This window comes from uncultured Pseudophaeobacter sp. (assembly GCA_905479575.1).
In the GTDB taxonomy this organism is placed as follows: domain Bacteria; phylum Pseudomonadota; class Alphaproteobacteria; order Rhodobacterales; family Rhodobacteraceae; genus Pseudophaeobacter.
The window spans coordinates 1-14,694 of sequence record CAJQNB010000005.1 but is presented as its reverse complement, the minus strand read 5'-3'; the positions used below and the strand labels follow the sequence as shown (position 1 = coordinate 14,694).

The 14,694-nt window shown below is 58.6% G+C and carries 14 protein-coding genes; 5 read left to right on the top strand and 9 right to left on the bottom strand.

Going from position 1 to position 14,694, the window contains the following annotated elements; all coding sequences use genetic code 11:
- Window positions 1-5 precede the first annotated feature (5 nt).
- The 5 genes from QZ268_RS01530 to QZ268_RS01510 form a co-directional block, all read right to left on the bottom strand.
- The gene (locus QZ268_RS01530; RefSeq protein ID WP_295447085.1) at window positions 6-761 is read right to left on the bottom strand and encodes an ABC transporter ATP-binding protein; all 756 of its coding nucleotides are present in this window, start codon (window positions 759-761) and stop codon (window positions 6-8) included.
- Between the two features lie 77 nt (window positions 762-838).
- The gene (locus QZ268_RS01525; protein ID WP_295447083.1) at window positions 839-1,594 is read right to left on the bottom strand and encodes an ABC transporter ATP-binding protein; all 756 of its coding nucleotides are present in this window, start codon (window positions 1,592-1,594) and stop codon (window positions 839-841) included.
- Window positions 1,595-1,606: 12 nt separating this feature from the next.
- A complete protein-coding gene (locus tag QZ268_RS01520; protein ID WP_295447082.1) occupies window positions 1,607-2,809 on the bottom strand; it encodes a branched-chain amino acid ABC transporter permease in 1,203 nt (400 codons plus the stop codon).
- Window positions 2,810-2,812: 3 nt separating this feature from the next.
- The gene (locus QZ268_RS01515) at window positions 2,813-3,835 is read right to left on the bottom strand and encodes a branched-chain amino acid ABC transporter permease (protein WP_295447080.1); all 1,023 of its coding nucleotides are present in this window, start codon (window positions 3,833-3,835) and stop codon (window positions 2,813-2,815) included.
- Between the two features lie 176 nt (window positions 3,836-4,011).
- Entirely contained in the window at window positions 4,012-5,358 is a 1,347-nt protein-coding gene (locus QZ268_RS01510; RefSeq protein WP_009808643.1) for a substrate-binding protein, read from the bottom strand.
- 233 nt (window positions 5,359-5,591) lie between these two features.
- Between QZ268_RS01510 and QZ268_RS01505 the strand changes: the two genes are divergently transcribed.
- The 5 genes from QZ268_RS01505 (at window position 5,592) to QZ268_RS01485 (ending at window position 11,925) form a co-directional block, all read left to right on the top strand.
- Complete coding sequence (locus QZ268_RS01505; protein WP_295447076.1) at window positions 5,592-6,890, top strand: XRE family transcriptional regulator; 1,299 nt, start codon at window positions 5,592-5,594, stop codon at window positions 6,888-6,890.
- 95 nt (window positions 6,891-6,985) lie between these two features.
- Entirely contained in the window at window positions 6,986-7,384 is a 399-nt protein-coding gene (locus tag QZ268_RS01500; RefSeq protein ID WP_295447075.1) for a response regulator, read from the top strand.
- 94 nt (window positions 7,385-7,478) lie between these two features.
- Complete coding sequence (locus QZ268_RS01495) at window positions 7,479-7,802, top strand: hypothetical protein (RefSeq protein WP_295447073.1); 324 nt, start codon at window positions 7,479-7,481, stop codon at window positions 7,800-7,802.
- On the top strand, window positions 7,802-10,495 hold the full coding sequence (locus QZ268_RS01490; protein ID WP_295447071.1) for a sensor histidine kinase: 2,694 nt from the start codon (window positions 7,802-7,804) through the stop codon (window positions 10,493-10,495). Before QZ268_RS01495 ends, QZ268_RS01490 begins: the two co-directional genes overlap by 1 nt.
- 68 nt (window positions 10,496-10,563) lie before the next feature.
- Window positions 10,564-11,925: a flagellar motor switch protein FliM gene (locus QZ268_RS01485; RefSeq protein WP_295447068.1), complete on the top strand. Its 1,362-nt coding sequence runs from the start codon at window positions 10,564-10,566 to the stop codon at window positions 11,923-11,925.
- Between the two features lie 196 nt (window positions 11,926-12,121).
- Here the strand turns inward: QZ268_RS01485 and QZ268_RS01480 are convergent, their stop codons facing one another.
- The 4 genes from QZ268_RS01480 to QZ268_RS01465 all read right to left on the bottom strand — a co-directional run bounded on the left by QZ268_RS01480 (window position 12,122) and on the right by QZ268_RS01465 (window position 14,456).
- Window positions 12,122-12,547 carry a TIGR01244 family sulfur transferase gene (locus QZ268_RS01480; protein ID WP_295447066.1) on the bottom strand — a complete coding sequence of 142 codons (426 nt, stop codon included), beginning with the start codon at window positions 12,545-12,547 and terminating at the stop codon, window positions 12,122-12,124.
- A 10-nt stretch (window positions 12,548-12,557) separates the two neighbouring features.
- Window positions 12,558-12,992, bottom strand: a complete 435-nt coding sequence (locus tag QZ268_RS01475; RefSeq protein WP_295447064.1) for a DUF6691 family protein — start codon at window positions 12,990-12,992, stop codon at window positions 12,558-12,560.
- On the bottom strand, window positions 12,992-13,420 hold the full coding sequence (locus tag QZ268_RS01470) for a YeeE/YedE thiosulfate transporter family protein (RefSeq protein ID WP_295447062.1): 429 nt from the start codon (window positions 13,418-13,420) through the stop codon (window positions 12,992-12,994). The genes QZ268_RS01475 and QZ268_RS01470 overlap by 1 nt, the downstream gene beginning before the upstream one ends.
- 172 nt (window positions 13,421-13,592) lie before the next feature.
- A complete protein-coding gene (locus tag QZ268_RS01465) occupies window positions 13,593-14,456 on the bottom strand; it encodes an MBL fold metallo-hydrolase (RefSeq protein WP_295447060.1) in 864 nt (287 codons plus the stop codon).
- Between the last annotated feature and the right edge of the window lie 238 nt (window positions 14,457-14,694).

Here is a 14,694-nt window from a genome sequence, read left to right as displayed (position 1 = left end):
GGAAATCAGATCGCCAGATATTCCGCCCGCAGCTCGGCGTTTTCCAGAACCTCAGCGGCGGTGCCGTCAAAGACGATGCCACCAGTGTCCAGGATCACCGCACGATCCGCCAGCTCCAGCGCCCGCACAGCGTTTTGTTCCACCAGAATGGTGGTCATGCCCTGTTCCTTGACGTGGATGAGGGTCTTTTCGATCTCATCAACAATCACCGGTGCCAGGCCTTCATAGGGTTCATCCAGCAGCAGCACCTTGATGTCCCGCGCCAGGGCACGGGCGATGGCCAGCATTTGCTGTTCGCCGCCTGACAGGGTCACGCCCTCTTGCTTGCGACGTTCGCCCAGACGCGGGAACAGATCATAAAGCCGTTCGATCGACCAGCCGATGGGCGGGGCAATCTGCGCCAGTTGCAGGTTTTCCTCGACGGTGAGGCCGGCAATGATGCGGCGATCTTCGGGCACCAGGCCCAGACCGGCGGCTGCGGCCTCGTGGCTTTCCATCAGGTGCAGCGGCTGGTGATCCAGCCAGATCTCCCCCTGGGTCACCATCGGCGAGCCGGTACGGGCGATGGAGCGCAGGGTCGAGGTCTTGCCCGCGCCGTTGCGGCCCAGCAGTGCCAGGATTTCGCCCTCGTGGACGTTAAAGTTGATGCCCTGCACGATATAGCTTTCGCCATAATAGGCATGCATGTCCCAGACCGACAGAAAGGCCGGCGCGGTGGTTGCCGCATTGGCGTTCTTGGAAAAGTCGGGTTTGACGTTCATCTGTCTTGTCCTTTCTTACTCTGACCCATCCTGAGGCGGGGGTGCCGCACAGCAGGAGGGGCCGGGAGTGTCCGTTTTTACGCCGACTCGCCGAGATAGGCTTCGCGCACTTTTGGATTGCCACGGATGTTTTGGGGATCATCCTCGACCAGGGGCGTGCCCTGGGCCAGAACGGTGATCCGATCCGCAAGAGAAAACACCACATGCATGTCGTGCTCAATAATGGCGATGGTGATGTCGCGCTGTTCCTTGATCTCTTTCAACAGATCAATGGTGTTGTTGGTATCCGCCCGCGCCATCCCGGCGGTGGGTTCATCCAGTAGCAACAGACGCGGCTCTTGCGACAGGCACATGCCGATCTCAAGACGGCGTTTGTCCCCCCGCGACAGCGAGGCAGAATGCATGTGGCGCTTGTCTGCCATATTCATTTCTACCAGCATGGCTTCGGCCTTTTCCAGCACGTCGGTTTCACTGGGAACCGAGGTGATCGCATTCAGGGAAAAGGCGCCATCCCGTTTGGCAAAGCAGGGGATCAACATGTTTTCCAGCACCGTGAGATCGCCAAAGATTTCAGGCGTTTGAAACACGCGGCTGATGCCCATCTGATTGATCTCATAGGGTTTGCGCCCCAGCACCGACTGGCCGTCGAACATCACCGATCCGGTATCAGGGATCAGCTTGCCCACCAGACAGTTCAGCAGGGTGGATTTGCCCGCGCCATTGGGTCCGATAATGGCGTGGACGGTGTTTTCCTTAACGCTGAGATTGACATCTCCCAGCGCTTGCAGGCCACCAAAGCGTTTGCCTACGTTTTTGACTTCAAGAATACCCATCAATCCGTCTCCTTATTCCGCAGGGGTTTTTGTGGCTGAGCTGGAGCCGTCTTTATCTTTACGACCCTTCACCCATTTGGCGATACGCTGACCACCCTCAACCAGGCCACCAGGCAGGAACACCACAACCAGCATGAACAGGATGCCCAGGGTCAGGTGCCAGCCCTTGCCGATAAAGGGGTGCACGATGAAGACCACAAAGTCCTCCAGCCCGTCTGGCATAAAGTTGAACCAGTTGTGCAGCACGGTGTCGTTGATCTTGGAGAAGATGTTTTCAAAGTACTTGATGAAGCCCGCGCCCAGAACCGGGCCGATCAGAGTGCCGGCACCGCCGAGGATGGTCATCAGAACAACCTCGCCCGAGGCGGTCCACTGCATCCGTTCCGCACCAGCCAGAGGATCCATCGAGGCCATCAGGCCACCGGCCAGACCCGCATACATGCCGGAGATCACAAAGGCCGCCAATGTGTAGGGTTTGGTGTTGAGACCGGTGTAGTTCATTCGCTGCTGGTTCGACTTCACAGCCCGCAGCATCATGCCAAAGGGCGAGCGGAAGATGCGGATCGACAAGTAGAAGGCCGCCAGCAGTACCAGCGCACAGAGGTAGTATCCGGCGTTGAACTGGAAGGCCCAGGGGCCAACAACCATCTCAAAGGTTGAACGCATTTCCAGACCAAACAGGCTGGTCACCGGGATGGAGCCATCTGCTGTGGCGGAAACACCCAGCACGCGGGGGTCATCCAGTGTCAGCTGCAGACCGGTTTCACCGTTGGTGATCGGGGTCAGCACCGAATAGGCCAGGTTGAAGGACATCTGGGCAAAGGCCAGCGTCAGGATCGAAAAGTAGATCCCCGAGCGTCTGAGCGAAACAAAGCCAATGAGCAGTGCAAACAATCCCGAGATCACCACCGCAAGCAGGATGGCTGGCACCACGTTCATGCTCAGCAGTTTGAACATCCAAACGGCAGAGTAGGAGCCGACACCCAGAAAGGCCGCGTGACCAAAGGAGAGATAGCCGGTGAGGCCAAAGAGAATATTGAAACCGATGGCAAAGATGCCAAATATCACAAAGCGTTGCATCAGATCCGGGTAGCCCGCATTGAACTGCGCCATGGCGCTGTCAGTGGGGAAGGGATTGAGGATGAAGGGAGCACAGAGCGTCAATATAGCGACGACCAAGAGCATCCGCGTGTCTTTTTTATCAAGTCCGAACATGTGTTATTCCTCCATCACACCTTTGCGGCCCATGAGACCCCGCGGACGGGTGAGCAGAATGATGATCGCAACGACGTAGATGATGATTTGGTCAATACCGGGAAGGAAAGATTTGATCTCGTTCATCGAGGCAAAGGCCTCAAGAATACCCAGCATGAAGCCGGCCAGAACGGCACCAGGCAGCGAGCCCATACCGCCAACAACCACAACCACAAAGCTCAGCACCAGAAAGTCCATGCCCATGTGATAGTTGGGGGAGTTGATCGGGGTATACATCACCCCGGCAAGCCCGGCGACGGCAGCAGCAATGCCAAACATGATGGTAAAGCGGCGGTCGATATTGATGCCCAGCAGGCCAACGGTTTCACGGTCTGCCATGCCGGCGCGCACAACCATCCCAAAGGTGGTGAACTGCAGGAAGGAGAAGATGCCGCCGATGATGACAACCGAGAAGAAGAAGTAGACGATACGCCAGACCGGATAAAAGATTTCGGTGCCAAACAGCGCGCCGACATTGGCAACGCCGCTCAAGGCCTCGGGGGAGGCGGTTTGGATCGGGTTGGCACCGTAGAAGTATTTGATCACTTCCTGCAACACGATGGCGAGACCAAAGGTCACCAGGATCTGATCCGCGTGTTCGCGCTTGTAAAAATGCTTGATCAACCCGCGTTCCATGACAAAACCGATTAAGATCATGATCGGGATGGCAAAGATAATCGCGATGGGCACTGCCCAGTCTATTATGGCGCCCCCCATTTCGGGGCCGAACCAACTTTCCACATAGGTTGCTTTTACTTTCAGTGGGTTGCCAAGGAAATCCTTTTGGGTTTCGTCGACCACCTCATAGCTGAGGTTTAGGATACGCTGCACGGTGACAGCGCAGAAGGCACCGATCATGAACAATGCGCCATGGGCAAAGTTCACCACGCCCAGCGTGCCAAAAATGAGTGTCAGGCCTAGCGCGATCAGCGCATAGGCAGAGCCTTTGTCCAGCCCGTTTAAAATTTGCAATAGGATTGCGTCCATAGTCCCCACCCTTGGGTTCTTCGATGTGGAAGTGGTGGATTCCGACCCTGCGAGGCCTCATGCCCCGGCTTAACGGCACGCCCAAACAGCCTAGGCCGCGTCAGGTAAAACCGCGATGTCAGAATGAAGATAAAGTGCCGGGCGCTATAGCAAGCGCCCGGCGATGAGTACCTGAATTAGGCGCCCGAGTTACAGCTGCCCAGTGCGCCACCGGCAAACATTGGGTGATCCGCAGGATAGGTAACCTGTGCCGCAGGTGTGACTTCAACCACTTCAAGAAGGTCAAACTCGGACGTGGGGTTTTCTTTACCACGTACGACCAGAACGTCTTTGAAGCACTGGTGATCTTCGCCACGGTACAGTGTTTTACCGTTGCCCAGACCGTCGAACTCATAATCTTCCAGCGCTTCGACCACGGCGCATGGGTTAAAGGAACCGGCGCGCTGAACCGCATCTGCATAAAGCAGTGTCTGGCAGTAAACGGTGTGAGCCGCCTGGCTGGGTGGGAAGCCATATTTGGTACCAAAGGAGCGCACAAAGGCCTGGCTGCCTTCGTCCTGCAGGGACCAGTGCCAGTTGGTGGAACCGTGGATGCCTTTAACGTTGGCACCAGCACCTTTGGCCATCAGACGCGAATAGAGCGGAACAACGATTTCGAAGTTCTTGCCATTCACCACCTTCTCACGCAGGCCAAACTGAACCGCGTTGGTCAGCGAGTTCACCATGTTGCCGCCGTAGTGGTTCAGAACCAGCACGTCTGCACCGGAGTTCAGAACCGGCGCAATGTAGGAAGAGAAGTCAGTGGCCGCCAGCGGCGTACGGACTTTCTCCACAGTGTTCCAGCCCAGAGCTTCGGTCGCGGCTGCGATGCTTTCTTCCTGAGTCCAGCCCCAGGTGTAGTCGGCGGTCAGGTGGTAGGCGTTACGGTCGGTGCCATAGAGGTTCTTCAGCACTGGCGCCAGCGCAGCACCGGACATGTAGCCGTTAAAGAAGTGACGGAAGCCATTGGCTTTCTTATCTTTACCGGTGGTGTCGTTGGAATGTGTCAGACCCGCCATGAAGATCACGCCAGCTTCCTGGCACAGGCCCTGAACCGCGATGGCCACACCGGAGGACGAGCCACCGGTGATCATCACTGCGCCGTCTTTTTCGATCATCGACTTGGCCGAGGCACGGGCCGCATCAGATTTTGTCTGGGTGTCGCCGGTGACGAACTTGACTTCTTTGCCCAGGATGCCGTTGCCCTGCAACTCTTTGGACGAGAAGGTGTTCATCATGCCACCGTCGCCGCCACCGTTCAGGTGCTCAACGGCCAGCTGATAGGCGCGCAGCTCGTCGGCGCCCTCATCGGCGTAGGGGCCGGTCTGTGGAACGTTGAAACCCAGCGTGACCGAGCTGCCGGTTGGGTCATTTGTAAATGCGGCTGCAGAAGACGCGGTGAAAATTGTTGGAAGCGCAAGGCCAGTGCCTGCGAGAGCGCCTGACTTCAGGACCCCGCGACGCGAGAATGCTGACTTGGACATAAATTCCTCCCTTATGTGTAAAACGCTGAGCAGCTCCTCACTTCTGCCCAGGCGTCTGCACGTTTTGTGCAAAATCAGTATGGGAGCGAGTTGTAAAATTGCGCAATAAAACCCTTGAAATGATCATCTATTCTGTAAACAAATGCACAGTATTCAGCGGTATTCTGTAAAGTTTGTTATGTTGCAACGCAGAAAGCCGTTGAAATGGCGGAGTTTTGACAGGGGGCCAGCTGATGGCGCGTGACACGCTGACAGGCAGCCGCATTCGGGAGCGGCGTTTGATCCTGAGTATTCGACAAGCAGAGCTGGCGCGCAAGGCTGGTATCTCGGCGTCTTATCTCAATTTGATCGAACACAACCGCCGTAGAATCGGCGGTAAACTCCTGGTGGGTTTGGCGCAGGTCTTGGGGGTGGAGCCCTCTATGTTGACCGAAGGCGCTGAGGCAGCATTGCTTGCCGCCCTGCGTGAGGCGGCAGCCGATGCAGGCGCCAAGGTGGCTGAACTTGACCGGACTGATGAGTTTGCCGGCCGTTTTCCAGGCTGGGCCGAGGTCTTGGCGAGCAATCATCAGCGGATTGCCCGGCTGGAACGCACGGTCGAAACCCTGTCGGACCGGCTGACCCATGACCCGCATCTTGCGGCCTCCTTGCATGAGGTGCTGTCAACAGCGGCGGCGATCCGCTCCACGGCCTCGATCCTGGCGGAAACCGGAGAGCTGGAGCCGGAATGGCGCGATCGCTTTCACAATAACCTGAACGAGGATTCGCGACGCCTGGCCGAAAGCAGCCGGGCGCTGGTGAACTTTCTCGATGAAAGCGACAGCAGCGCCGAGCGTCGCGGGATGCCACAGGAGGAAGCCGAGGAGTTCCTGCTGTCCAATAGCTATCACTTTCCAGAACTGGAACAGGGGCGCAGCAATCCCAAAGCCCTGGTTGCAGCCGCGCCGGAGCTGGTCAGTGACTCGGCCCGATTGATTGCCCGTGGCGCGCTGGAACAATACCAAAAGGACGCGCTGCAGATGCCCCTGGCGGAGGTGGCGCCGATTATCCAGTCTCAGGGAGTGGATCCCTCGGCGCTGGCGCGGCGGTTTGACGTCCCCCTGCCGGTGGTGCTGCGGCGCCTGGGGGTGTTGCCGGTTGATGTGCTGGGGCATGAGGCAGGACTGGTGGTTTGTGACGCTTCGGGGTCGATCCTATTTCGCAAACCGGTTGCGGGTTTTGCGCTGCCGCGCTTTGGCGCTTCCTGTCCGCTTTGGCCGATTTACACGGCATTGCAGCGGCCGGATGTACCCTTGCGGCGCAATGTGGTGCAACAGGGGCGCAGCGCGCTGGGGTTCGAATGCCTGGCGGTGGCCTGGAATCATGTGCCCAGCTCGTTTGACCGGGATCCGCTCTATCATGCGGTGATGCTGATCCTGCCCCGCCGAGAGGTGCCGCCGCAGGCGCAACCGGTGGGCAGCAGCTGCCGGATCTGCCCCCGTCAAACCTGTGAAGCACGCCGCGAGCCGTCGATCCTGAAGGAAGAGTTTTGACTTGTGCCCGGCGGCAGGGGTAGTCTGCCCTGGGATGAGAACGTGGTCTTGGGCAAAACAGTCCGAAATAGCCGCGCTGGGAGGAACTTCTGCCAATGAGCAGACATGTCGTTTTAATTGAAGATGAGCCAAATATCGCAGAGGCCATTCGGTTTCTGCTGACCCGCGACAATTGGACTGTGGATGTGCATGGAAATGGCAGTGACGCGGCGGAGGTCATCCAGGCTGCCAGCCCCGACCTGGTGATCCTTGATCTGATGCTGCCGGGGAAAAGCGGTCTTGAGGTGATCCAAGAGCTGCGCCTTGTCGAACAGATGCAGCGCCTGCCGGTCTTGATGCTGACCGCCCGTGGCCAGCTAAAAGATCGCGAAATGGCGGAAAAAGCTGGGGTGACCCGGTTTATGACCAAGCCTTTTTCCAATTCCGAGGTGCTGACGGCGGTGCGCGACCTTTATGCGCAGGCCTATCAGGAACCGCAGGACGCCGCCCCGTGAATTGTCCGCCCGCCAGCAGCCCGGCGCGCAGCCCTGTGACAGGCCCGCAAGTTTTCATGGAAACTGCCACCATAGTTACCCTGGAACAGCTGTGATGCGCGGCGATGGGGCAGGGCATCAGGACGCGTTCAAAAGCCCCTTTGTAGAGCGGCGCACCTATCGTCGTCGTCGCCTGATGGATATTGCCCGCTTGCTGCCCATTCTGGGCGCATTGCTGTTTACGGTGCCCCTGATGTGGCCAAATCCAGATCCCTATCCTGCCCCCGGCAATCACGGTGGCATGGCCACCTCTGCTGCAATCACCTACATCTTTGCGGTCTGGGGCGGTTTGATCGCTGCCAGCTTTGTCTTTGGATTGGCGGTGCGGCTTTGGGCCGGGCACTGGACAGAGGGCGGCCCTCAGGACGACAAGAGCTGATGGCCTCGCTTAATGTTCTGGCGCTGGTCTGTCTGGCCTATGTGGCGTTGTTGTTCTTTGTTGCCTTTGTTGCGGACCGCCGCGCCGCGCGCGGCCAAAGCTCTGCCTGGATACGCTCGCCGCTGATTTATACACTGTCCCTGTCAATTTACTGTACAGCCTGGACATTTTACGGGGCGGTCGGATACGCGGCGCGTTCAGGGCTGGAATTTCTGACCATCTATCTGGGGCCGACTCTGGTCATGGTTGGCTGGTGGTGGGGGCTGCGTAAACTGGTCCGGGTTGGGCGCAGCCAGCGGGTGACTTCGATCGCGGATCTGTTGTCGGCACGCTATGGCAAGTCCAATGCTCTGGCCATCGGTGTCACGGTCCTGGCGGTGATTGGCATTACCCCGTATATTTCCCTGCAACTACAGTCTATTACCCTGTCTTTTTCAACTTTTGCCGAGGCCGATCCGCTGCGCAGCTACCACGAGACCACGACGGTGTTCTGGGTGACTGCGGGGCTGGCGGTCTTTGCCATTCTGTTTGGAACCCGCAACCTGAACGCGAATGAACGCCACCACGGCGTGGTCACGGCGGTGGCGCTGGAGGCGGTGGTCAAACTGGTGGCGCTGCTGGCGGTTGGTATCTTTGTGGTCTGGGGTCTGTCCGATGGGATCTCAGATACACTGGCGCGGATTGATGCCTCGCAAATTGGTGATTGGCGGGTGGATGGTGGCCGCTGGGCAACCATTACCTTCCTGTCCGCTGCGGCCTTTGTCTGCCTGCCGCGAATGTTTCAGGTCATGGTCGTCGAGAACGAGGACGAGCGCCATCTGCGGGTCGCGGCCTGGGCCTTTCCGCTTTATCTGTTTCTGATTTCGATGTTTGTGGTGCCGATTGCGGCCATCGGCCTGGAGCTGCTGCCGCCGGGATCAAACCCGGATCTGTTTGTCCTGGCCTTGCCTCTGTCACAGGGGCAACAGGGGCTGGCGATGCTGTCTTTCCTGGGCGGATTTTCCTCGGCTACATCGATGGTGATCGTGGCGGCGATGGCGCTGTCGACCATGGTGTCGAACCATATGGTGATGCCGATCTGGCTGCATCTGCAAGGCGGCGAGGGGGCTTCGGTGTCCGGAGACGTGCGCAATGTGGTGCTGTTTGCCCGGCGGATCTCCATCGCTGTCATTCTTGGCCTGGGGTATTTCTATTACAAGCTCTCCGGCGGTGGCGCCGCGCTGGCCGCCGTGGGGTTGATCTCGTTTGCCGGTATTTCCCAGATGTTGCCGCCACTTGTTGGCGGGCTGTTCTGGCGCGGTGCCACCCGTACCGGCGCCCTTTGTGGCCTGTCCGTGGGCTTTGCCATCTGGGTCTATACCATGTTGCTGCCGGCCTTGGGGGGGGGCTTGTTGCCGGATCATATCCTGGCCGAAGGGCTGTTTGGCCTCTCTTGGCTGCGCCCACAGGCCCTGTTTGGTATCGAAGGGCTGGATTCCACGGTGCATGCGGTGCTCTGGTCGATGAGCCTCAATGCGGTGGTGTTTTGTCTGGTCTCGCTGATGACCTTTCCAAGCCCTATTGAGCGTTTGCAGGGCGCGCAGTTTGTCAATGTGTTTGAACATTCCTCGGGGCCACGCGGCTGGACTGGCTCTGTGGCGCAAAGCGAAGATCTGATGGTGATGTCGCAACGCATCTTAGGCGCGACCGAGGCGCAGGCGTTTTTTCAACGTGAACTTGTCAGGCAAGGCGGGCGCGGCACCCTGCCAGAGCCCACACCGGCCTTCCTGGAGCGGCTGGAGCGCGAACTGGGGGCCTCGATCGGGGCGGCCGCGGCCCATGCGATGATTGGCCAAATCGTCGGCGGCTCCTCGGTGTCGGTGCAGGATCTGCTGGCGGTGGCGGATGAAACGGCGCAGATGCTGGAGTACTCCAATCAACTGGAAGAGCAATCCGCGGAACTGTCGCGCACCGCACGACAATTGCGGGTCTCCAATGAAAAGCTGACCCAGATTTCCCAGCAAAAAGATGCCTTTCTCAGCCAGGTGAGCCATGAGCTGCGCACGCCGATGACCTCAATCCGGGCCTTCTCCGAGATCCTGCGCGATGAGGGCGATATGCCTTTGGCGGACAAAGCCCGGTATGCCACCATCATCCATGACGAGGCGCTGCGTCTGACCCGGCTGTTGAATGATTTGTTGGACCTGAGCGTGCTGGAAAGCGGACAGGTGAGTTTGAATATGTCGACGGGGACTCTGAGCGAGGTGATGGACCATGCGATTTCCACTGCTTTGGCGGGTTCGGATCACCCCATTCAGGTGCACCGCGACCCAAAATCAGAGCAAATACGGATTTCCTCTGACCTGGATCGATTGGCGCAGGTCTTTATCAACCTGATTGCCAATGCCCAGAAGTATTGCGACGGGCAACCGGCGGAAATGACCATTCGGGTGACCCGCAGCTTAGGGGAGGTCTGGATAGATTTCACCGACAATGGCAGCGGCGTTCCCGCTGACCACCAACAGCTAATTTTTGAGAAATTCTCGCGGGTTAGCCCCGAACGGGCCGGGGGAGCCGGGCTTGGGTTGGCGATTTGCCGTGAGATCATGCAGCGCCTTGAGGGCGACATTTCCTACCTGCCGGGGCAAAAGGGAGGCAGTTTCAGAATTTCCCTGCCATTTGCGCGGAAAATCTCCCCGGAGGGGGCGTTTTAAAGGTCTTGGTAACGAACGGGCGTTAAGACAATTAAAAAGGGAGCGCAAAACGTGCAGGTTGATGGCTGATGTCTGAAGCGGAAAAACAGCAAGCTGGGAACGGCGGGTCCGGTGGACTCGCGCGTAAACTTGCGGCGTCAAAGGACGGGGGAGCGGCTCAAAAAGGGTCTTTGACCCTCAAAGCTTTGCGTCGTTCGCTTGCCCGTGCGGCGTCGGAGCAATGCGACCTGCCGCTGGCCGTTCTGGCGGCGCGCCAGGCCAACCGTGCCCCCGAAGACCTGGTCGAAGAGCTGTCTGACAAGGATCTATTGGTGATTCTCGACGGGCCCGACGGACGGATTGGCGCGGCCACCTTGGATGCGGCGCTGGTGACGGCCTTGATCCAGAAACAGACCATTGGCCAGATCATGGGCAAGGCCCCATCTGAGCGGAACTACACCCCAACGGATGCGGCGATGACCGCAGAGTTCCTGGAAAAGTCCTTTTCCAAGGTGCAGGCGTTGTTGCAGGGGGAAAAAGATCAACTGGTGTTTTCTGGCTATCGCTACGGCGCACAGATCGAAGACGTGCGCTCGCTGATCCTGGGGATGGAGCGGGAAGACTACCGTCTGATCACCATGACTGTGGATTTGGCCATTGGGGCGATGCAGGGGGAGCTGAAGCTGATCCTGCCGGAACCCACCCCAGAGGAGCTCGGCCTGAGCGGTGCAAAATCCGGGCCAACCTTGGCTGGCGGCATGGGGGCCATGCGGGCGGAGCTCTCTGCGATTCTGTGCAAGGTGCGGGTGCCGTTGAATGAATTTTCGGCCCTGCGCGTGGGCGAAGTGCTGCCGCTGGATCAGGCCTTTTTGTATGAAACCGATTTAATCGACATTGGCGGTCATTCCATTGCCAAGGGCCGTCTGGGCCAGTTGAATGGCGCCCGTGCGGTGCGGTTGAACACTGGACCCAGCCAGCAGGCGGACCCCGCTCAAATGGGCGATGGGTTTGCCGATAGCATTGGTTCTGACGTGCCCCCGGCTCTGCCTATGATCGAAGAACCGGCAACGCTGGATCTGGGGATTGCGGCGCAGGATTTGCAGGATCCACTGGATGACCCCATGGGCTTTGGGGCTCCGGCAGGGGGGCTTACCCTGGATGGCATGGGCTCTGATCCCGCTGGGATGGACGACGACATGAGTGATCTCGGGGGCGATCTTGGGCTTGGCTTAGGAGCGGACCTTGGTGCGGATCTGGGCAACCTGGGAGGCGACCTTGGCAGCGGTCTCGGTGGGGATCTGGGCGCGGACCTGGGCGCGGATCTGAGCGCAGCCCCAATGGGGGAGTTCGCCGGGCTTGGTGATGGCGCGGATCAGTTTAACCCCGATGATGCGGCTGCAGAAATATCAAAACTTGCAGGCCTGGAAGGGGACGCAGCACCTGGGCTCTGATGCCGCCGACCCGATCGTGGCGTTCTGTAGCGACGGTCGGCAGCTGCTTTGTCGCAAGACAACAAACCAAAGGCCCGGCCAAATGATGGCCGGGCCTTTGGTTTGCGCCCTTTGGGTTTGACTGGCGGGCAGGATGCACCGCAGTGTTCAAACGCCGTATCCCCCCCGCGGGCGAACCACAGGGGGCTTGCCACATTTATCCGGCGAAGATTGTTTCCAGTGCCGGCCGCAGACCATCAAGTTGATAGCCAGCAGCGCTGGTTTTTTGCAAAATCTCGTCCGGGCTCATTTCGGTGGCAACACCGAGAGACCAGATCACCGAACAGCGGGTTCCAGAGGCACAATAGGCCAAAACCGGGCCTGGGCTTTCTTCATAAAAGGCGCGCTGTTGCGCGACATTTTCTGGTGTCATGGTCTGATGGGTGAGCGGCAGCTCCCGAAAGATCAGCCCTGCCGCCTCGGCTGCGGCACGAATGGCAGCGGCCTGATGGCTGGGCGGGACTTCGGAATCCGGGCGATTGCAAATCACCGTTTTGTAGCCGTCAGCAACGATTTTTGGCATGTCTTCCGCCGAGATTTGCGGCGAGACGGCGTAGCGGGGGGTGATTATACGTGCATCCATGGTGGGTTCTTTAAACCTTTGCCGCCAGCCCGTCCAGTTGCCTGCCAAAAAAGGGCGCCGCCCACATGCCCACAAGCATCGTCCCCATGAAGATAAGACCCCCAGAGCCATTATAGCTGAGCGAGGCAATCGCTGGTCCGGGGCAAAGACCGGCCAGTCCCCAGCCCATGCCAAACAGAATGGATCCGGTGATCAGCCGGTGATCCATTTCCGGGCGCGGGGCAATGGGAAATTCTCCACCAACCAAGGGGTGCCGCCCCTTGGTCAGACGCCAGGCGATAAACATTGGTACAATGGCGCCGCCCATAACAAAGGCGAGGGTGGGATCCCAACTGCCAAAGACATCCAGCCAACCCTGGACCTTGGTGGTGTCGGTCATGCCGGAAACAAAAAGCCCGGCACCAAATAACGCGCCGGAAACAAGCGAGAGAAACAAGCGCTGCATCAGATCACTCCCAATACGTGGCGAAACAGGGCAATGGTGACCCCGCCGGCAATGATATAGAAAACGGTGGCGACAATGCCACGCAGGGACAGGCGGGAAATCCCACATACCCCATGGCCAGAGGTGCAGCCATTGGCAATTCTGGTGCCAATACCAACCAACAGGCCAGCGGCAATGATCACAGCAATATTGCTGGTCATATGCGTGTCCACACCGTTTTGATACAGGGGATAGAGCAGCATTGGCGCGACCAGCACCCCAATCAAAAAGACCAGGCGCTCTGCCATATTGCTGCGGCCCGAGCCGTCCACTAGGCCACCAAGAATGCCACTGGCCCCCATGATGCGACCATTGCCGAGCAGGAAGACTGCGCCTCCCAATCCAATCAGGCCGCCACCGACGAGCCCCCAGATCCAATCCATTTCCATTTTCGCGCGTTCCTATTTTGTCAATTTAGCTATCGGGTCGTGTTTCATCCCTGCCGCCGCGATGGACAGATCAGCCTGCGAGAACAAGCCCATCTGACCATGCAATTGCCCCCGACCGAGCCACAGCGGTTTGGCGGGAAATTTCTATGCCGCCAAACCCAAAAGCAGGGGATTAAATCTTGTTCACCGGCAGTTTCAGAAAGATGTCGCCCTGTTCGTCCGGTTCCGGCATCTGGCCTGCCCGCATATTGACCTGCAGCGAGGGCAGGATCAGTCGCGGCATTGCCAAGGTGGAATCGCGTGCGTCGCGCATTGCGGTGAACTCCTCCAGTGGACGACCCTCCCCGATATGCACGTTGAGCGCTTTTTGCTCACCGACGGTGGTTTCCCAGGCGTAGTCATCACGCCCCGGTGCCTTGTAGTCGTGGCCGACAAAGATCCGGGTCTCCTCAGGCAGGGCCAGGATCTTTTGGATCGACTGGTACAGCACCTCGGAAGAGCCGCCGGGAAAATCGCAGCGCGCAGTGCCAAAATCGGGCATGAACAGGGTGTCGCCAACAAAGGCCGCATCGCCAATCACATAGGTCAGGCAGGCCGGGGTATGGCCGGGCGTGTGCAGAACGTCGCCACGCAGTTGCCCAATCATAAAGCTGTCGCCTTCTTTGAACAGCGCATCAAACTGGCTGCCATCGCGCTGAAAGGCTGTGCCTTCGTTGAAGACCTTGCCAAAGGTGTCCTGAACCACGGTGATATTGGCGCCAATGCCAATCTTGCCGCCCAGACGCTCCTGCAGATAGGGCGCCGCCGAGAGATGGTCCGCATGCACGTGGCTCTCCAGGATCCACTCACATTTGAGCCCTTCTGCGGTGATCCAGGCGATGATCTCATCCGCCGAGGCCGTGTCGGTGCGCCCCGAGGCATGATCAAAGTCCAACACGGAATCGACAACAGCGCAGGCCACTCCGGTCGGGTCCCGCAGAACGTAGGATACTGTGTTGGTGGCCTCGTCGAAAAAAGCTTTGACGGTGGGGTTCATTGTCTGGGCACTCCCTTTCGTTTCATTTGATATATACAAAATAAGGAATATGTTTCAAGTGCTGCTGTCGCTTTGATTATGGATCAGTCTAAATTAGTTTCGGTCGTGTCGCGAAGGTGGTGGAAATTTGAAGGTGGCGTAATCTCCGGGTGAACTGAACCCACCCAACCGGCGGCAGCAACCGCCAGGGAGATCACGCCATGAAGAACAATACCGACACTGCCGCGCTTTCGCTACT